General features: G+C 37.6%; 17 protein-coding genes. 11 read left to right on the top strand and 6 right to left on the bottom strand.

Annotated features, from left to right (window positions below; translation table 11 throughout):
• Positions 1 to 137 precede the first annotated feature (137 nt).
• The 4 genes from AC1M87_RS08380 (at position 138) to AC1M87_RS08365 (ending at position 5,194) form a co-directional block, all read left to right on the top strand.
• The gene (locus AC1M87_RS08380) at positions 138 to 1,850 is read left to right on the top strand and encodes a hypothetical protein (RefSeq protein ID WP_481593437.1); all 1,713 of its coding nucleotides are present in this window, start codon (positions 138 to 140) and stop codon (positions 1,848 to 1,850) included.
• A 245-nt stretch (positions 1,851 to 2,095) separates the two neighbouring features.
• On the top strand, positions 2,096 to 3,553 hold the full coding sequence (locus tag AC1M87_RS08375) for a glyceraldehyde-3-phosphate dehydrogenase (protein ID WP_180028420.1): 1,458 nt from the start codon (positions 2,096 to 2,098) through the stop codon (positions 3,551 to 3,553).
• A gap of 190 nt (positions 3,554 to 3,743) precedes the next feature.
• Positions 3,744 to 4,502 carry an MFS transporter gene (locus tag AC1M87_RS08370; RefSeq protein ID WP_481593436.1) on the top strand — a complete coding sequence of 253 codons (759 nt, stop codon included), beginning with the start codon at positions 3,744 to 3,746 and terminating at the stop codon, positions 4,500 to 4,502.
• An 11-nt stretch (positions 4,503 to 4,513) separates the two neighbouring features.
• Entirely contained in the window at positions 4,514 to 5,194 is a 681-nt protein-coding gene (locus AC1M87_RS08365) for a hypothetical protein (RefSeq protein ID WP_481593435.1), read from the top strand.
• Between the two features lie 28 nt (positions 5,195 to 5,222).
• Here the strand turns inward: AC1M87_RS08365 and AC1M87_RS08360 are convergent, their stop codons facing one another.
• Positions 5,223 to 6,086 carry an SDR family oxidoreductase gene (locus AC1M87_RS08360; RefSeq protein ID WP_481593434.1) on the bottom strand — a complete coding sequence of 288 codons (864 nt, stop codon included), beginning with the start codon at positions 6,084 to 6,086 and terminating at the stop codon, positions 5,223 to 5,225.
• Positions 6,087 to 6,203: 117 nt separating this feature from the next.
• Here AC1M87_RS08360 and AC1M87_RS08355 point away from each other — a divergent pair, with 117 nt between their 5' ends.
• Entirely contained in the window at positions 6,204 to 6,578 is a 375-nt protein-coding gene (locus AC1M87_RS08355; RefSeq protein ID WP_481593495.1) for a winged helix-turn-helix transcriptional regulator, read from the top strand.
• A 55-nt stretch (positions 6,579 to 6,633) separates the two neighbouring features.
• On the opposite strand, the gene AC1M87_RS08350 is transcribed toward AC1M87_RS08355, so the two are convergent.
• The gene (locus AC1M87_RS08350; protein ID WP_481593433.1) at positions 6,634 to 7,815 is read right to left on the bottom strand and encodes an MFS transporter; all 1,182 of its coding nucleotides are present in this window, start codon (positions 7,813 to 7,815) and stop codon (positions 6,634 to 6,636) included.
• A 257-nt stretch (positions 7,816 to 8,072) separates the two neighbouring features.
• Between AC1M87_RS08350 and cgtA the strand changes: the two genes are divergently transcribed.
• Together cgtA and proB are read left to right on the top strand one after the other, a co-directional pair.
• A complete protein-coding gene (gene cgtA / locus AC1M87_RS08345) occupies positions 8,073 to 9,284 on the top strand; it encodes an Obg family GTPase CgtA (RefSeq protein WP_092767039.1) in 1,212 nt (403 codons plus the stop codon).
• Positions 9,285 to 9,312: 28 nt separating this feature from the next.
• Positions 9,313 to 10,446, top strand: coding sequence for a glutamate 5-kinase (proB, locus tag AC1M87_RS08340; RefSeq protein WP_035265485.1), 1,134 nt, complete (start codon positions 9,313 to 9,315; stop codon positions 10,444 to 10,446).
• A gap of 23 nt (positions 10,447 to 10,469) precedes the next feature.
• On the opposite strand, the gene AC1M87_RS08335 is transcribed toward proB, so the two are convergent.
• Both AC1M87_RS08335 and AC1M87_RS08330 read right to left on the bottom strand, forming a co-directional pair.
• Positions 10,470 to 11,117, bottom strand: coding sequence for an HAD-IB family hydrolase (locus tag AC1M87_RS08335; protein ID WP_481593432.1), 648 nt, complete (start codon positions 11,115 to 11,117; stop codon positions 10,470 to 10,472).
• Complete coding sequence (locus AC1M87_RS08330) at positions 11,084 to 12,289, bottom strand: DUF1615 domain-containing protein (protein ID WP_481593431.1); 1,206 nt, start codon at positions 12,287 to 12,289, stop codon at positions 11,084 to 11,086. Before AC1M87_RS08330 ends, AC1M87_RS08335 begins: the two co-directional genes overlap by 34 nt.
• Before the next feature lie 283 nt (positions 12,290 to 12,572).
• Here AC1M87_RS08330 and dusB point away from each other — a divergent pair, with 283 nt between their 5' ends.
• The gene (dusB, locus tag AC1M87_RS08325) at positions 12,573 to 13,619 is read left to right on the top strand and encodes a tRNA dihydrouridine synthase DusB (protein WP_180028412.1); all 1,047 of its coding nucleotides are present in this window, start codon (positions 12,573 to 12,575) and stop codon (positions 13,617 to 13,619) included.
• A 45-nt stretch (positions 13,620 to 13,664) separates the two neighbouring features.
• On the opposite strand, the gene AC1M87_RS08320 is transcribed toward dusB, so the two are convergent.
• Together AC1M87_RS08320 and AC1M87_RS08315 are read right to left on the bottom strand one after the other, a co-directional pair.
• Entirely contained in the window at positions 13,665 to 13,865 is a 201-nt protein-coding gene (locus AC1M87_RS08320) for a hypothetical protein (RefSeq protein WP_481593430.1), read from the bottom strand.
• A gap of 73 nt (positions 13,866 to 13,938) precedes the next feature.
• Positions 13,939 to 14,988, bottom strand: coding sequence for an NAD(P)H-dependent flavin oxidoreductase (locus tag AC1M87_RS08315; RefSeq protein WP_481593429.1), 1,050 nt, complete (start codon positions 14,986 to 14,988; stop codon positions 13,939 to 13,941).
• 178 nt (positions 14,989 to 15,166) lie between these two features.
• On the opposite strand from AC1M87_RS08315, the gene AC1M87_RS08310 reads away from it, so the two are divergent.
• The 3 genes from AC1M87_RS08310 (at position 15,167) to AC1M87_RS08300 (ending at position 19,039) form a co-directional block, all read left to right on the top strand.
• Complete coding sequence (locus tag AC1M87_RS08310) at positions 15,167 to 16,426, top strand: putative DNA modification/repair radical SAM protein (RefSeq protein WP_481593428.1); 1,260 nt, start codon at positions 15,167 to 15,169, stop codon at positions 16,424 to 16,426.
• A complete protein-coding gene (locus tag AC1M87_RS08305) occupies positions 16,427 to 17,206 on the top strand; it encodes a TIGR03915 family putative DNA repair protein (protein WP_481593427.1) in 780 nt (259 codons plus the stop codon).
• Between the two features lie 534 nt (positions 17,207 to 17,740).
• Positions 17,741 to 19,039, top strand: a complete 1,299-nt coding sequence (locus AC1M87_RS08300; RefSeq protein WP_481593426.1) for a dicarboxylate/amino acid:cation symporter — start codon at positions 17,741 to 17,743, stop codon at positions 19,037 to 19,039.
• The last annotated feature ends 34 nt before the right edge of the window (positions 19,040 to 19,073 follow it).

Raw genomic sequence — 19,073 nt, 5'->3', positions numbered from 1 at the left:
AATGAGTTGTACATAAGAGTTTTTGACTGAATGATAAGAATAATTACTTATTCTTTAAAAATATTTGTGACACAATTAACTAAAACATAAAAATGTGATAAATTTGTTAAATCAATAATAATTCTAATTTAACAATCATGATTCAGTACCAAACAAGAGCAGCATTATTACAGATGGAGCCTAGTCTGGATTTAAACTGGCAAAGACTCTTAGAGCGTATATTTCAACATTCTGATAGTGACGTTCGCGAAGAAATTGATCGTCAAATTCTCAAACCTAAAGATATATTTTGGAATCGTGTGAATAACACATTCGAATATAAAGTCACGACGTCGCTGGGAATTTTAAAGCATAGTTTTTCTAGTGAAAGAATGCGCTCCATTGCAGCAAAGTTATGTCAATCTATCCAATGGTTGAAGGAGATGACGGATTGCGTACAAGTGGCTGACTATTTAGAAAATGCGCTGTATCAAATTGACCAGATTGCTGTTGAGGATAATTTAAAATTACAACGCGAAAAAATGTTAATGCGTCGGGTTTTTTTGCAAGATGTTGCTAAGTTAATTCGTGAATTAAATCTTGAAACACCAGTTGGAACTCGCCAGTTAACTTCAGCTCAGATTAAGAGCTTTATGATAGAAGTATTTATTAAGCAACAATTACTGGGGTATTGGTTTAAACCGCTTCTACCTAGAAGCTCATCGATCATGGAGCATCCTTTTTTTGCACAATGGTTGCTGAAAGAACAGTCCATTCGACACTTTGATATTGTTAAAACCTCTGAATTTCTATTCGTCATCGCACCAACTAGTCAGTTTGAACAAAATCCATTTTCGATCCGTCGTTTTTTATTTGAAGATCGAATGGAATACAACCAGCAAATTTATCTCAATGGGTTGGTTTTGGATATGCGCCGTTACAATGAAGAGGGGTATATCAAACAGTTTATGGAACACGTGCAGATGATGGTTACTATTCAGCATCAAGTGCATAAAGATGTCATTCAAATTGTGCAAGAATTTGAAGATGTTGCTGAACAGAAGATATTACCGCTTTTAACACAAAATTTAGGGATGGCTGGAAGTAATAGTGATTTTGTAGCCAAACAGCATTTACGGAAGATTGAGCAAGTATTGACTGTCGAATTGCTACAACCTCTCGTGGAGGCTTTAGAACAGCATTTATCACATATTGAAGAATATGAGCATCTGTTTAAAAGTGTGCATCGCATATTTTCAGATATTCTGGCGAATTATAAAGATTTTAAACAACAGCCTTCATTATTTTTTAATTCATCAGTCCAATTGTTTGAATACAAGTTGTTAGCCTATTTAAAACTACTTGAAAAGCGTAAAGATGAAATATTTGTACCATTGAATATGTATGAGCGTGGAGTCATGCATGAGCGCTCCAAGAAACCGTTAAATGCATTACAAGAAGATTTAAGCCAACATATTCAAGATTACCGAGAAATGCTGTCTCATACGATGCGTTTGAAACGAGATTATGCTGAAGTTCAAGGCTCATTTTTAAAAAGAATGGTGGCTGGAGAAAAGTTAGAAAAAGAACTTCAACAAACTTCATTGGCCATGGTGAAAATCAAGAAGCAGGCTTATCTAGATATTTTAAGTGTGCCTAAAAACTATCGAAAATATAGTGTATTTATTGAATTTGAAAGTTTTTCAGCTACAAGTGATTTTGAACGACATTATGCATTCCCTTCGGGGCAAAATGGTTTAACTAAGCTTCCAGTATTGGTCAAACTCCCAGAAAACTTAGAAGATTTTAATTTAGAAGATTTAAATATGATGTTGAGTCAGGATATTTCAGCTTCCCCAGTATTGAGTTGAACTGACTGCAACTCAGTGACGAAATTGGATTTGTAGGCTTAATGATCAGTATTTGATATCTAAATGAAATCATTTACCCAGAAAATTATATTGTAATTCAATGGCTAAAATATATTTTTTATAAAGAGAATATTGCTTTAGTAAAAAATAAACCGAGTTTTCATTTCAACTCTGAGCTAATTCCTTTACAATTATGGGGTTTTGAAATTTATGCTTAGATTTACAATTAATTAGAGGACGTATCTGTGAGCAAAGACACTATCGTTGCCCTACATGCAGAGCACCAAGGTCGCTGGAAAAACCGTGAAGAACTCGCGGAACGTATGATTGCCCTTGTTGGTCAGTTATACCGTGAAAAAAACATCGTAGCTACAGTATACGGTCGCTCTTTAATTAACCGCTCGGTTATCCAAATTCTTAAAGCTCACCGTCGTACACGTGTTTTAGACGTTGAACTTTCTGCTGTAGATACTTTCCCAATCCTTGAAGCATTGGTTAAAGTACAAAATATCGGCACAGCTGAAATCGATTTAGGCAAACTTGCTGTAGAATTTAAAGCAAAAGGTGGCGATGTAGATGCATTCGTTGCTGACGCTGTTAAATCACTACAAGGAAATGCTGCATCTGTTGAGCATAAAGATGTTGTGCTTTATGGTTTTGGGCGTATTGGTCGTATCCTTGCACGTCTTATGATTGGTCAGTCTGGTCTTGGTCGTGGTCTAAACCTTAAAGCGATTGTTGTTCGTAAATCATCTGATGGTGATTTAGAGAAACGCGCTTCTTTACTTCGTCGTGACTCTATTCATGGTCCATTTGCCGGTACGATTTCTGTAGATGAAGAGAACGAAGCAATTATTGCGAATGGTCAATTCATCAAAGTGATTTATGCATCGAACCCATCAGAAGTGGATTACACTGCATATGGTATCGAAAATGCATTGGTGATTGATAACACTGGTAAATGGCGTGATGCTGAAGGTCTTGCTCAGCACCTTAAATGCCCAGGCGCTGCACGTGTAATCTTAACTGCACCTGGTAAAGGTGACATGAAGAACGTTGTGTTTGGTGTAAACCAAGCTGACATTCTTGATGAAGACACAATCATCTCTGCTGCAAGCTGTACTACTAACGCGATCACACCGACGTTGAAAGTACTTCATGACAAATATACAGTGATTAATGGTCACGTCGAAACAGTTCACTCGTTCACGAACGACCAAAACTTGATCGACAACTATCATAAAGCTGACCGTCGTGGCCGTGCTGCAACGTTGAACATGGTGATCACTGAAACGGGTGCTGCTAAAGCAGTTGCTAAAGCACTTCCAGCGCTTAAAGGCAAATTAACTGGTAACTCTGTACGTGTTCCAACACCTAACGTGTCTTTAGCAATCCTTAACCTGACTCTAGATAAAGAAGTTGATCGTGATGAAGTGAACGAATATATTCGTCAAATTTCTATCAACTCTAATCTTCAAGGTCAAATTGGTTATACAAATTCTACTGAAGTTGTATCATCTGACTTTATCGGTTCACGCACTGCAGGTGTTTTTGATGCGCAAGCAACAATTACGTCTGGTAACCGTTTAACAGCATATGTATGGTACGACAACGAAGTAGGTTATAGCTGCCAAGTTCTGCGTATCGCTGAACAAATGGGTGGCGTAAGCTATCCAAAAGTACCTGCTGAAACAAATGCATAATTTGTAAAGCATAAAAAGAGCCTCTTTCGAGGCTCTTTTTTATTTGCCTAAATTTACGTAATTAAGACTTTAGAGCAATATGGTTTCTTCAAAATAAGTGGTTTAATATTGAAAAAATTGCGTATTTGTTCACATAAAATATGGATTGTGAGCAGGTGATTAAAAAAATAAATGTTAAAGGATTATATTTTTGCGCATCAAATATCTTGTCATTGGCTTCGTGCTGATTGCTTTGGCTGCCGCGAGTGGTATAGCAATTGCCTTATGGGTTTTTCAACATTTTAAAATTTACATTCCACTAGAAGATCAAGCCGTGAATATTGATCTTCAGGAGCCATTGCAAGCGAAAGTTCAAATCCATGATGCTTTGGATGTAAATGTGACAGGTCGTGTGAAAACGACCATTCCTATACATGAAAATCTTTCTATTCCTGTACAACAAACATTGAATCCTATGGTTCATTTCGACAATCAAGTACCAATTAAAACGGTCATTCCAGTCCGTGAAAATTTGATTGTGGATCAAAATTTAGCAGTGGATACTAAAGTTAAGGTTCGCATTTTAGGCAAAGATATTACATTGCCATTGAAAGGGATGATTCCAATTAAACTTGATGTACCTGTTGAAATGGATGTTCCCTTAGATCAAATGGTTCACTTGAAATTTCAAGCACCTGTTCAAGCGGATTTAAAAGAGAATCTACGCATCCCATTAAAAACGGATTTAGATGTGGATATACCAGTAGAAGGTCATTTGAATGCACCAATTAAAACTGCGTTAGAGGCTTCAGTCAACGTACAAAATACTTTGCCAATTAAAATACAAAAAGGTGAGTTGGTTATCCCACTCAATACCTTAACATTACAAAAAAATCAAAAAGTGGAAGCAGCATCACCCATTAAAGTTCAGAAGGATGATCAATCTGCTGAATCGGTGAAAGCCCAGTGAGCTCGAGAAGCATGAGTGCTAAAAAAATCGTGGGATATGGTTCGCTCTTATTTATTGTCGTGGCAAGCATTGTCGCCGTAGGTTTTTGGCTATATCTCAATATTCAAGCATCTGTTCATGTCAGTGCGAAGAATGCAAGTGTACAGTTGTCAGAATCATTGCCGACCAAAATTGATGTTGGGAATTATCTTGAGGTACAAGCGATTGGCGCATTAAATACAGAAATTAAAGTGCAGGAAAATATTGATTTAGATTTGCAGGGTAAATACAAAACCAATCTCAAGTTTAAAGTCGAAGTCCCTGTTTCTGTGAGTGCGGATTATCAAACCAAAGTAATAATTGATCAAACGATTCCAATTAGTGCAACAACAGATTTGGTGTATAAAGCACGATTTTTACCTAAATTTCCGTTAAATTTAGATTTGCCTATTCAGCTTGAAGTTCCATTTCATTTAAAGCGTACTTATCAGGTTCCGATTACGATTGATTTTGATGGTCCTGTGTATTTAGATTTGCATGAGCAGCTTGATGTGGATATTGATCATGTTTTCAAACCTGTATTACATTTAAATGATCCAATTTTGATGAAGGATGTATCTAGTTTTAGAGCAACAATGTACAACTTGGAGCGTGAAACAAAAGCAAATTTAGATATGAACTTGGATTTACCTCTGCGCAATATTAAAAAGTAAAAACTCCCCTTTAAGGGGAGTCTATTCTCTAAGCATTCAGGGCTTGCTGAATGCTTTCACGAATCGATGTGGTTTTTCGACCAATTAAATGTTCAAGATCTTTGCGTACACTGTACATCGCACCATGGGCGGTGTGAAGATCTGCATCTACAATGACGTCAATGAGACCTAGTGGTAAACCAGCTTGAATTAATCCTTGACGATAATCTTCTAGAGATAAGTTTTGATATTTCACAGGCTGTTGTGAAAACTCAGAAAGAAGGGTCGCAAAATCATTTAAGCTAAAGCTTTCGCTACCAGCAAGCTCGTAAATTTTGTTCAAATGTTGAGCTGATTCATCATTTAATATTTGAGCTGCAGCAGTGGCATAATCCAAACGAGAAGCTGAACTAATTAAACCATCTTGAGCAGCTCCGTATACTATGCCTGTTTCGATTTGATGGGTGAGGGCAGATAAATAGTTTTCGCTATACCAATTATTTCTTAAAAAGGTGTAGGTAATGGAACTTTCTCGTATTAGTTTTTCTGTTTCTCGATGTTCATTGGCTAAGCCAAGCGGAGAGTGATCTGCATTCAGTAAGCTGGTATATGTTAGGTGAGGAACTCTAGCTTGAATCGCAGCATCAATAACAGCCTTGTGTTGTGGAGTGCGACGACCAATCTCATTGGCAGAAATGAGCAGGAGTTTATTAACGTCCTGAAGGGAATTTGCGAGATTATCTGGCTGATCATAATCAAATTTGCGTACTTGAATATCTTCAGAAAATAAAATTTTAGCTTTTTCTGGGTTGCGAACCAAAGCAATAATTTCATGCTCGCTATGAAGTTTTTTAAGTTCTTGAACAACTAAACGACCTAATTCACCAGTTGCACCTGTAATCGCAATTTTCATTTTAATTTCCTCTTAATGTGGCTAAAAAATAAACTTGATGCAGGCATATTAATCTGTTAACTTACTTAATGAAAGTACATACCTAAAAGTAAGTTGTTAACTGTTAAGAGAAAAATGATGAATACATATGCGCATAGTGATTTATTAGGTCAAGTTTTATCCAGTGAATGTCCTTCTCGTGAAATTTTGGAGCATCTCACCAGTAAATGGTCAGTTCTCGTCCTACGTTGCTTGAGTGATGGTGTGCATCGTTTTAGTGAGCTAAAACAAAGAATTGAGGGGGTGAGCGAAAAAATGTTGGCTCAGACACTAAAAACCTTAGAAAAAGATGGTTTTATTTTGCGCACTGTTTATCCAGTAGTTCCTCCAAAGGTGGAGTATCAACTCACTGTATTGGGTTCAAATGCAGCGATGAAATTAAATGAGTTGATCCATTGGATTGAGCGAAATTTACCCGAAATTTTGGAAAGTAAGGCACTTATTACGCGATAGTTATACTTTATCATTTTGTTATCGCTCAGTTTAAAGTGTGTACTGAGCGAGATGTTTATATAGATTTCATGATCTTAAAATCATAACGATCAATACATAAAATTAAAATTGAGAAAAACAGTCCCAAAGCAACGCAACCAATCCATGCATAATGTTCCCAAGCATAGACAGCACCTAAAGAACCTAGTGCAGCGCCTGAAAAGTAAATGGTCATATACACAGCATTAATTCGTGAGCGTGCTTGACCATCAATACGATAGACTAGATTTTGATTCAAAACATGAAATGCGGTGAGACCAAAATAGCTCATCAATACGCCAAGTGCATAAATGAAGATGTTCTGTTGCGCGAAATATAATGGAATACAAGAGAACAGCATCAAGGTGATACATAATTGAGCGACAAATTCTTCTTTCCCTTTGCCAACTGTTTTACCAGACCAACTCGAGGAATAAATTCCGATAATACCTAACAGACCAAATAGACCAATTTGAAAATCAGTAAATTGATATGGGGCACTCCCTAAAACAAAAGTCATCGATGTAAACACCATTGAGAGAATGCCAAATCCTAGGGCACCCGCGCAGGCACGGCGTATGAGATGCGGATTATGCTTTGCGATGCTCCAAAGTGATTTGTAAATATCGGTGACTTGTAAATGCGAAGCAGGTTGAGTGTTGGGGAGTTTTTTCCACATTAAACATGCTAAACATAAAGTCAAAATACCACTACTGAAATAAACGCCTTCCCAAGACCAATAAGTTGAAACAAAGCCGGCAAATGTCCTAGATAAAATAATCCCCATGACCAATCCGCTCATGAGTTTACCTACAACTGCCGAGCTTAATTCCGGTGGGCTAATGGAAGAAGCAAATGGAATTAATACTTGTGCTGATATGGCTCCAAATGTTGCACAAAGGGTAAAGATATATAAAGTGCTAATATCTGAGCTGAAAGACAAAAGGATCTGCGAAATTGCCGCAAATATCATTAAACTCACAATGAGTTTTCGTTTATTAAAAAAATCTCCAAGGGGTACCAAAAGCATGAGTCCGAGCATATAACCCACTTGAGCGATAACCACGGTAAATCCAGCTTGGCTGGTCGAAATTTCTAAACTTCTTTCGATTGAATAAATCAGTGGTTGATTGAAATAGGCTGAACCTGCACAGACACCACAGGCCAAAGCCATAATAAGCACGAATTGTGAGGATAAAGGGGTAGCAGAGCGATTCATGTCAAAATCTTAGAGTGCAATTTAATGCACTATAGGCATTATTTTGTGGTTTCAGAAATAAATAAAACCAATGATGTCATTTGATAAAACAATGAGTAATGAATAAATCAAATTTAATGCAGTGATACACCAAAATATTAAAGACTCAATTTATGAAAAAAGTCGCTAACTTATTCTCAACCTGCATAAATATAGTCGAGAAATACTTTAAAATATGGCAGAATAGGCGGTTTTAAAGTTTTTAGAGGATTGGCATTATGCGCTTTGTTGATGAAGCAGTCATTACCGTAGAGGCTGGCGACGGTGGCAATGGCGTAGCCAGTTTTCGCCGTGAAAAATTCGTACCATTTGGTGGTCCAGATGGTGGTGATGGTGGTCGTGGTGGCAGCGTATATATTCAAGCTGATGACAACACCAGTACGCTTGTAGATTATCGTTATACCCGTAGATTTCGTGCTGAACGTGGTAAAAATGGTGCTGGCGCAAACTGTGCAGGTCGCGGTGGTGAATCCGTAACACTATATGTTCCAGTAGGAACAACAATTGTAGATACTGAGTCTGGCGACATCATTGGTGATTTAATTGAAAATGGTCAACGTGTTCTTGTTGCTCAAGGTGGTGACGGTGGTTTAGGTAACACTCACTTTAAGTCATCAACGAACCGTGCTCCACGTAAATGTACACATGGTAACAAAGGTGAGTTCCGCGAAATTCGCCTAGAGCTGAAAGTTTTGGCAGATGTTGGCTTATTAGGTATGCCAAATGCGGGCAAATCAACATTTATTCGTGCTGTCTCTGCAGCAAAACCAAAAGTAGCAGATTACCCATTTACAACTATGGTACCTAATCTTGGTGTTGTAGATGCAGATCGTCACCGTTCATTTGTAATGGCTGATATTCCAGGTTTGATCGAAGGTGCTGCAGAAGGTGCAGGTCTTGGTATTCGCTTCTTAAAACATTTGGCGCGTACTCGTATTCTTCTACATATCGTGGATGTACAGCCAATTGATGGATCAGATCCAGCTTATAATGCTAAGGCAATTTTAAATGAACTTTTAAAGTTCTCTCCAACATTGTCAAAACTCCCAGTGGTGTTGGTTTTAAATAAAGTAGATCAGTTGCCTGAAGACTCAAGAGATGAGTGGTGCAATCACATCCTTGAAGAGTTGAAATGGGAGGGTCCAGTATTTAAGACTTCAGGCTTGATGTCTGAGGGAACCAAAGAAGTCGTTTATTATTTAATGGATCAAATTGAACAACAGCGCGAACGCGAAGTTGAAGATCCAGAGTATGCAGCAGAAATGCAAGCATTCCGTGATCAGCTTGAAGCTGAAACACGTGAACAAACCATTGCCGCTAAAGAGGCTTATCGTGAAATGCGTCGTAAACAACGTCTTGCCAGTCAAGAGGATGACGATTTTGACGATGATGAAGATGATGGCGAAATGGAAGTGTACTACGTACGTTAATCTCTTTATATAAGAGACAGAGGACAAGATGATAGAAGTGGTAGATGGGCAACGTCAGCTCAAGGGTTGCAAAAGAATCGTTGTTAAAATCGGATCATCTTTACTCACAGCAAACGGAAAAGGTTTAGATATAGATGCAATCTCGCATTGGGCGGGGCAAATTGCAGATCTACACAATGCAGGGCATGAGATTATTCTCGTGTCTTCCGGTGCTGTGGCTGAAGGTATGGTTCGAATGAAACTTGAGAATCGACCCACGGATCTACCCAGTCTTCAAGCTTGTGCTGCCATTGGTCAAATGGGGCTGATACAAACTTGGTCAAGTGTATTGTTGAATCACAATATTCAATCTGCTCAAGTTTTATTGACTCATGATGACTTGGCTGACCGTCGCCGTTATTTGAATTCTTGTGATGCTTTACAACATTTAATTGATTGGAAAGTGATTCCAGTGATTAATGAAAATGACACTGTATCTACTGATGAGATTCGATTCGGAGACAATGATACTTTAGCTGCAATGGTTGCAGGCCAAGTTCATGCTGATTTATTGATTATTTTGACAGACCAAGAGGGGATGTTTGATTCAGATCCTCGCTCAAATCCTAATGCGAAGTTGTTTCATACAGTTCGCGCATTAGATGAAAGTTTGTTTGATATGGCAGGTGGTGGTGGTAAGTTTGGTCGAGGTGGAATGCTGACCAAAGTACGTGCTGCTCGTTTAGCTGCGAAATCAGGATGTCCTACACTGATTGCCAGTGGAGACAGTAATCATGTGTTAACTCGATTAATGTCGGGTGAGATGCTAGGTACGTTGTTTATCACTGATAATGATCGAATCACTGCTCACCAACAATGGTTAGCTGCGCATTTGCAAACTGCAGGGCGATTGGTGATTGATGATGGTGCTGTGAAAGCGATCAAAGAAAATCATCGGAGTTTATTGCCTGTAGGTGTTAAAGCAGTTGAAGGGCATTTCGAGCGTGGTGATGTGGTAGAGTGTGTGGATCAGCAACGGCATCGCGTTGCAGTTGGTCGTGTCAACTTTAGTTCACGTAGCGCTGAAATTGTCAAAGGCTTACCCTCAGATAAGGTACACCAAGTTCTAGGTGAAGCACGGTCATTAGAAATGATCCATCGCAATCATATGGCGATCTATTAATTTCTTATTTAATAAAAGCTCGCTTAGGCGAGCTTTTTTTGTGGGTCAAGATCGGGTAATTGATGAGATGATCCGACCATATAAGGATAATCAGCCATATCCAACATCGCTTGATCCTCATAAGAATTTCCATAAGCATAAATTGATTGAAATTGGTTTACATCATATTGCTTGAGTATGCGCTGTCTTTTTTCTTCACCACTACAATCAGGAGAAGAATAATGACCCGTATAAAATTGATTGAGCACTTCAGTTTCAGTACAAATCAAATCTACATTTAAAATCTGCGAAATAGGTTTTAAATAAATATCAATGGATGCAGAGACAATCGCAATGCGGTCACCACGGAGTTGATGCTTTATCAGTTGTTCATAAATGGGTGAGTTTAAATGTTGTTGTAATGAATGGGCGTATTCAAGTGCAATCGAGTCAGCATCAGATTTAGAGAATCCAGTAAACATTGCCTTGAATAGCTTAGGGCGCATTGCGTGCGCGGGGTAAATATTTAAAAAATAGGCTTGAATCCAAGGCAGGGTTTTTAGTCCTTGCTTAACAATATGTCGTTTTGATAAGGCGTAAAAGATAAAGCTAGTAAAACTATCTTTTTCACACAGTGTTCCATCAAAATCAAATAACGCTAGGTTTTGATTCTTTTTGCTTTCTGCATACATGTTTGATATCTACCGTTAACTCGCGTAGCAAACCAGTTGGTGTTGTAGTCGCGACTAAGCTTAGGACCTGAAATAACCACTTCAGGCATAATGGCATAAAATTTTTCTTTTCCGATTTTCTTTTCGTAAAGCTCAGTCACAGCTTTATAGGTTTGCGTATCTTCAAACTTTTTCTCTTTTTCTTTCTTTAAATCAGTTCGAATTTGACGAGGTGTAATAAATACATTATTTGCAGCAAATACATTGATAAGTTCTTGTTCAGATTGACTCTTTTCCGCTTTTGGATTGCCATTTTTATTGTACAGTAATAAGTCGCCATCAAGCGTTAACTCCGCTGCTGTTAATTCATTGAGCATACTTTGGAAAGCGGCGTTACGACTTGAATACATGCCTGAATTGTAGTCTGCAAAGCGATATATGGGTTGATCATAATCTGCTGGATACATCATCAGGCGGTGAATACCATAATAGAGTCCGCCATATTGACTATAAAGGTCTGATCTTAGATCAGCGATACTTCCACCTTGGCGCTTATGATCTTTTGCATAGCTAATATGAACTTGCATAGAGCCTAGAGTAGTAATGGGATTTAGTTTTTCACCAATATCTTGACCAACGAGTTTAGCTGCGCCAGTGAGTGCACTGACATGGTAGTGTTTTGTCATGTGAGCAAAAATCTCACGATACAATTCATCTAATTCTCGTTCGGTAGAGACTTTCCGCATTTGTTTTAGATAATTGTCTTCAGGTGTTGGTTGATTTTTTAAGACCTCTTGGAAATAGCCCGCAACTGTGCCTCCGATACTATCTCCTAATTTATCTTTAAATTTTTCATCTAAACGATCTTCAATTTCTTTAACTGCTTTGGCACCTAGTCCGGGTACATGGGGATCTGCAACAAAATTAGATTCTTGATCGACTACAGCAATAATGGTACACACATTTTCTTTCGTTTGAGGTATACCGAGTTGCTCGGTTATTTTATAAATATCATCGGCCCATGAACCACGATTATTAACGCGGCCAGGAATGAGTTTTGAGATTTGTTCTGCATCAATCGTTTTATCTTGTGTATTCCACCATGATGAGTCACCACAAGCACTCATGAATAAACTTAATGTAGCAACACTACAGGCTTTAAAAATTACATTAGAGCGAAAGCTATTTTTCATAAATGCAAAGTATCAGGGATAAAGATTCTAGCGAAGTATACTATTTCATTCACGATTTGTGAGAACTTATATGTATACAAGATAATGGCAGCATGCTTCAAATAAAAATCTAAGTGTTGAACTTAAGTTCATCCATTAGCATTCAAGCAAAATGATATAAAACATATTTTTAGTTTCAAACGTTATATAATTTAATGCTTTTATCCAATTTCAATCTCTCAATGAGTGCAGATTTAAAAAAGTTAAGCATTCTGAAACTGTTTCATCATCATTGGTATTATTCATGTCTCAACATCCTGTGATCCGTGATTTATTTGATCGCGAAAAAACAACTCCTGTTTTTGTAGCACCCATGGCAGGTGTAACGGATCGACCATTTAGAACCTTGTGTAAATATTTTGGTGCAGGACATGCAGTTAGTGAAATGATGACTTCTGACAAAACGCTGCGTATGAGCAAGAAAAGTCTCTATCGAGCCAACTTTGATGGAGAAATTGCTCCAATTTCAGCACAAATAGCAGGATCAGACCCACGGGATTTAGCTGAAGCTGCACGATATCAAGTGTCAAATGGTGCTCAAATCGTTGACATCAATATGGGCTGTCCAGCAAAAAAGGTGTGCAATAAATTAGCAGGTTCTGCACTACTACAGGATGAAGACTTGGTAGCTAGAATTTTAGATGCGGTGGTCGAGGCAGTAGATGTCCCTGTAACACTTAAAACGCGCTTAGGATTTTTAAACGGTCATGAAAATATTATGCGTGTGTCGAAGCGCGCAGAACAAGCGGGTATCGCAGCTTTAGCATTGCATGGTCGTACACGGGAAGATATGTATTTAAATACTGCACGTTATGATCTAATTAAAGAAGTGAAGCAAAATATCTCTATTCCAGTCATTGCAAATGGAGATATTGATAGTCCAGAGAAAGCCAAGTATGTATTAGATCATACTGGTGCTGATGCCGTGATGATTGGCCGAGCAGCACAAGGTCGTCCATGGATTTTTAGAGAAATTGCTCATTATTTAAAAACGGGACAGCCACTTGCAGCGCCATCGATTGCTGAAGTAAAAGAAGTTCTATTGGGTCATCTGAATGAGCTATATGAATTTTACGGTGAGTATTCAGGCTGTCGCATTGCACGTAAACATATCGCGTGGTACACCAAAGGTCTCCACTCAAGTAATGAATTTCGTCAGAATATGTACAAAGTAGAAAGTACAGCGGAACAAGCCAAGGTCGTAGCCAATTATTTCGATTTACTTTTGTCAGAAGGGCAAATTATGAGTGATGTTCAAGTGGAATCTGTGGATTTATTAAAATCAGGTTGAGTTTCTATATGTCAGCACTCAACTCAGATAAGTTATTCATACATTCTACTGTTGAGATTCAAGAGGTTGTAAATTTATTTCAGAATTCGATTTTTTCTCTTCAGAAGAATGTAATTGATTTTGATTTAAATTCTGAGTATCTAGCTGCTCAATATTATGTTGAGTGGACTGAACATTATCTTGAGCATGTGAATAGGTGTCTATTCCGAATCCAATCGCCATAAGTGCTAACAATACAAAACCCATACTTTTCGCTACATAATTTAACAATTCATTGTAAATTAAAAAACTACAGCTCGATATGGGTTTTATCGATTATTTAAGCATCATATTGATCAATTTCTAATATGATTTGATTGATTAAATCAGGCGCTTCTAAAGCTCTGATTTGATTTACATTACTTCCTGCCCAGAATGCACCGAAGCTTTCATCATTATTGGTTAATGCTGTTGCATTAAGTTGTTTACCTAAATCATATGCATAAGGGTAGGGAGCAACTAACTCACGCTGAGGTAAATCTACGAGAGTTGACCAACTGTTGATTATCCCTCTCGCTGGTCGCCCAGAGATGCTTGAAGTGATTTGAGTTAAAGGCTTGCTTAATAATGCATTACGATAAGCTGCATTAGCAGCTGAACTCTTGCATTGTACAAATGCAGTACCGAGTTGTACGGCCGAAGCTCCGAGATTCATCATATATTTAGCTTGAAATCCATTCATGATTCCACCAGCTGCTACGACAGGTATCTTGCAGGCAGGAACAAGTAATTTTATTAAATCTGCTGTTTTGATTGCACTGTCAAAATGCTCATTAAAAATACCACGGTGTCCTCCCGCTTCAATACCTTGTGCAATGATGATATCAATGCCAGCGTCTTCAATTGCTCTAGCTTCCGCTAAGTTCGTTGCTGATACCATCGTAATAATACCAGCCTCTTTGAGGGCAGATATTTGATGTGCATGAGGTATCCCAAAGTGAAAACTCACCGCCTTAGGTCGAGTTTCTAAGACTAAATCTAAAAAATCATCATTATCTAAAAAACTAGGGTAAATACATTTTAATTCTTTGGGGGGTTCAGTATTAAAGTTATCAAAGTGGGGTTTTAGATAATTTATCCAATTTAGATTCCGTTCAGAATCAAGTTCAGTTGGTTTGTGGCAAAAGAAATTCACCTGAAAGGGTAAATCTGTTAATTTTTGAGTTGCAACTATTTGTTGTCGAGCATTTTGGATACTGGCAGCACCTAAACCAAGAGACCCCAATCCACCTTGATTGGATACTTCAGCTGCCAGTTCTGGTGTGGATACCCCAGCCATTGGCGCTAAAAAAATGGGGTGCTGAATGGATAATTGTTCGAGTAAAGACATAATCAAGCTCCATGATTCAATTTCACTTTGCACAATCATGGTCAGAGAATCAAATTATATTCATTATTTAGTGTGAAAATGCAAAGCGTCAAACTGTGTCGCATGAGTGATCACTGACATTTGGTAGAATAAATAAACAATTATAATATTCGAAATCTCATTGCTTCCCCATACATATATGTCTGATCGTATCCGTGAAAAATTACAGATTTTAGCTGATGCTGCCAAATATGATGTGTCTTGTTCCTCAAGTGGTAGTAACCGCAAGAACAAAGATAAAGGTCTTGGTAATACAGGTTCCGGAATTTGCCATAGTTATACCGAAGATGGTCGCTGTGTTTCATTATTAAAAATTTTATTCTCAAATGTCTGTATTTATGATTGTGCGTATTGTGTCTCTCGCCGTTCAAATGACGTAAAGCGAGCAGCATTTACCGTCCAAGAAGTGGTAGATCTGACCATTAATTTTTATCGTCGAAACTATATAGAAGGGTTATTTTTAAGTTCAGGAATTTTTAAATCCGCGGATTACACCATGGAGAGAATGCTTCAAGTCGTAAAAAAATTAAGACTGGAAGAAAATTTTAATGGGTACATTCATCTCAAAACTATTCCGGGTGCTTCGCAAGAAATTATTCATGAGGCTGGACTGTATGTCGATCGGATGAGCATTAACTTAGAAATGCCGACAGAAGAAGGCTTGGTGAAATTTGCACCTGAAAAGTCGCATGCAGAAGTGCAGAAAGATTTAGGTATTGTGAGAGACCGTTTGATTGAATTGAAAGATGAGAGAAAACTAATCAAGTCGGTTCCTAAATTTGTGCCTGCTGGTCAGACAACACAAATGGTGGTCGGTGCGCATCACGAAACAGATCGTGATGTAATCTTGATGGCTGACAAGCACTATAAAGATTTTAAATTAAAACGGGTGTATTACTCAGGATATATACCTATCAATCCAGAAGAGTCTGCTTTACCTGCTGTAGGTTCTGCACCGCCGTTATTGCGAGAAAATCGCTTATATCAATCAGATTGGTTAATGCGTTTTTATGGATTTGAAGCCAACGAAATTGTGGATGAAGCACATCCCAATTTAGATTTAGAGGTTGATCCTAAATTAGGTTGGGCTTTAAGACATCCAGAGCAGTTTCCGGTGGATATTAATACTGCTGAATATAAAATGATTTTGCGTGTTCCTGGCATTGGTGTGAGGTCTGCTAAGAAAATTGTACAGGCTCGTCGATTTGGAAACATTCATATCGATCAGTTAAAGCGCTTAGGCGTTGCTTATAATCGTGCTCAACATTTTATTCGATGTGCTGACACACCCAAATTTAAAAGAGAACAACACGCTCATCAGATCCGCCAGCAAATTTTACAAAGCGGACAATCAAAATATGTGAAACAACTGTCACCTCAACTAGGATTTGGGTTTTAAATGGCTGTGTATGTTTTTGATGGTACCATGACTGGGTTGCTGTGCTGTGTTTTTAGAGCTTTTCAATTCAAAGAGTTCGACGTAAAAGTTCAAACTGAAGGAAACGCTCACCAGAATTTATTTGATGAGTCAGTCCGAGTTTACAGTGAAGAAAAGCAAGCTGAACGAGTCTGGCAAGGTTTAAAATCTAAAATTTCTGCTTCAAGTTTGCGTAATTGGTATTTTACTTTTTTGTCTGAGCAGGAAGTGGCATACCAACATCTATTTGATTATTCCATTTATATCTTTAAGCACCGATATGCCGTTGAAAAAAATTTCGGTCATCGTGATGTTTTAGCGCTTGCACAATGGGCTAAACAAGTTGGTCGTGAAAAGCACCGAATGGAGGCATTTGTTCGCTTTAAAAAGTGTAAGGATGGTTTATTTTTATCATTAGTAAGACCAGATTTTAATGTTCTGCCTTTAATCTCTAAGCATTTCAAAGCACGTTATCAAGACCAGCGTTGGTTAATTTATGATGAAAAGCGACGCTACGGAATTTACTATGATTTGAAGCAAGTCCATCAAGTTAATTTGAATGCAGTCGAAATCGATCAAAATATCTATATAGGTTCTAGTCAATCATTCATGATTGAACTCGATGATCAAGAAGAGCTATATGATCAACTTTGGAAGGATTATTTTAAGAGTGTAAATATAGTGGCACGTGATAATCCTAAGTTGCATGTTCAATACGTACCTAAAAGGTATTGGAGATATATGAATGAAAAACAGGTTTAGTATGATTTTTTAAAAATAAGTTGTTGAATTTATTTAATAAAATATAATAAAAACGATTATATATGAGTGTTTTAAATTTATACAGCTAAAATTTTTAATATTTTTTTGTTATATTTGTTTAAGGGTTAATTGTATAAGTTATTGAATTATATATTTATATATATAATTATTAGATTGCATAAAAATTTAATTATACTTTATAGATATATATTGGGTCATAAAATAAAATTTTTTGTATGTTTAATATTCAAAATTAACTTATAAATTTTTAATTTCAATTTTTTTTCTAAAAATATCAAAACTTAATTTTATACGAGTTAATTTTGATAACGATTCATATTTAGCCATCTCAGTTCAATTGGACTTTGTAAATTTTTTTTTCTTAGACTAATAGTTAAGCCCAATTTATTCATTCAAAAAGTGAATATCACTAGAATTTCGACCTTTGAAACTATTTAACGCGCAATTCGTTTTTGAGTGTGAAATTTATTGCATTTAACAATGGATTCACTTTTTGAATTAGAAGGGTCTTCCATGGATATTCACGTTGATGAGCAATCTCAACCACCTAAGAAGCAAAAGTTTTATCAAATTTTATATGTTCAAGTCATCTTTGCAATTATTGCGGGTGTCACACTTGGACATTTTATGCCTGAGTTGGGGGCAAGTTTAAAACCTCTTGGCGATGCTTTTATTAAAATCGTCAAAATGATCATTGCACCCGTTATTTTCTTGACTGTGGTCACGGGTATTGCTGGTATGACGAATATGGGCGCAGTGGGGCGAGTGACGGGTAAAGCAATGGCTTACTTTTTAACTTTCTCTACGCTTGCGCTGATTGTGGGCATGATTGTTGCCAATCTTATTCAGCCGGGTAAAGGTCTTAATATCGATCCTGCTGCTTTAGAAGGTGACAAAGTTTCAACTTATGTTGAAAAAGCTCAGGATGCCTCTATTGTTGACTTCTTCATGAATATCATACCAAAGACTTTAATCAGTCCTTTGGCGGGTGGGGATATTCTTCAGGTTTTATTTGTTGCTGTGCTATTTGGTTTAGCGCTTGCAGCGGTGGGTGAAAAAGGGAAACCAATTACAGATTTCTTAACGACACTGACCGCTCCGGTATTTTACCTTGTTGGTATGTTAATGAAACTAGCTCCAATTGGTGCATTTGGTGCAATGGCGTATACGATTGGTGCTTTCGGTATTTCAAGTATTGGAAATTTACTATTATTAATCGTAACATTCTATATTACTTCACTTTTATTTGTTCTGCTTATTCTGGGAGCAGTTGCACGTTACAATGGATTTTCAATCATTGATCTCATCCGCTATATCAAAGATGAATTATGGTTAGTATTAGGCACGAGTTCTTCTGAAGCTGCACTGCCAACGCTAATGAATAAAATGGAAAAAGCGGGTTGTGAAAAGTCGGTCGTTGGTTTGGTCATTCCAACTGGATATTCATTTAATTTAGATGGTACAAATATCTATATGACGATGGCTGCTCTTTTTATTGCTCAAGCCTGTAATATCGATTTGACCATTTGGGAACAGATCACAATTTTGTTGGTAGCGATGATTAGTTCAAAAGGGGCTGCAGGTGTAACGGGTGCGGGCTTTATTACTCTGGCAGCTACATTATCCGTTGTTCCTGCATTACCTGTTGCAGGGATGGCGCTTATTTTAGGTATCGACCGTTTTATGTCTGAATGCCGCGCATTAACTAACCTTGTTGGGAATGCTTGTGCAGCAATTGTTGTAGCACGTTGGGATAATGCATTAGATAAAGAACAATTAGATGCAACTTTGAAAAAGAAAGCAGAGGCTTGACTTCACTTTTAACATCTTAAGCCCATCTTCGGAT

The sequence above is a fragment of the Acinetobacter sp. 24-47-62 genome (genome assembly GCF_056779765.1).
Note: the sequence above shows the minus strand (reverse complement) of the source record. Positions and strands in the feature narration are given on the sequence as shown.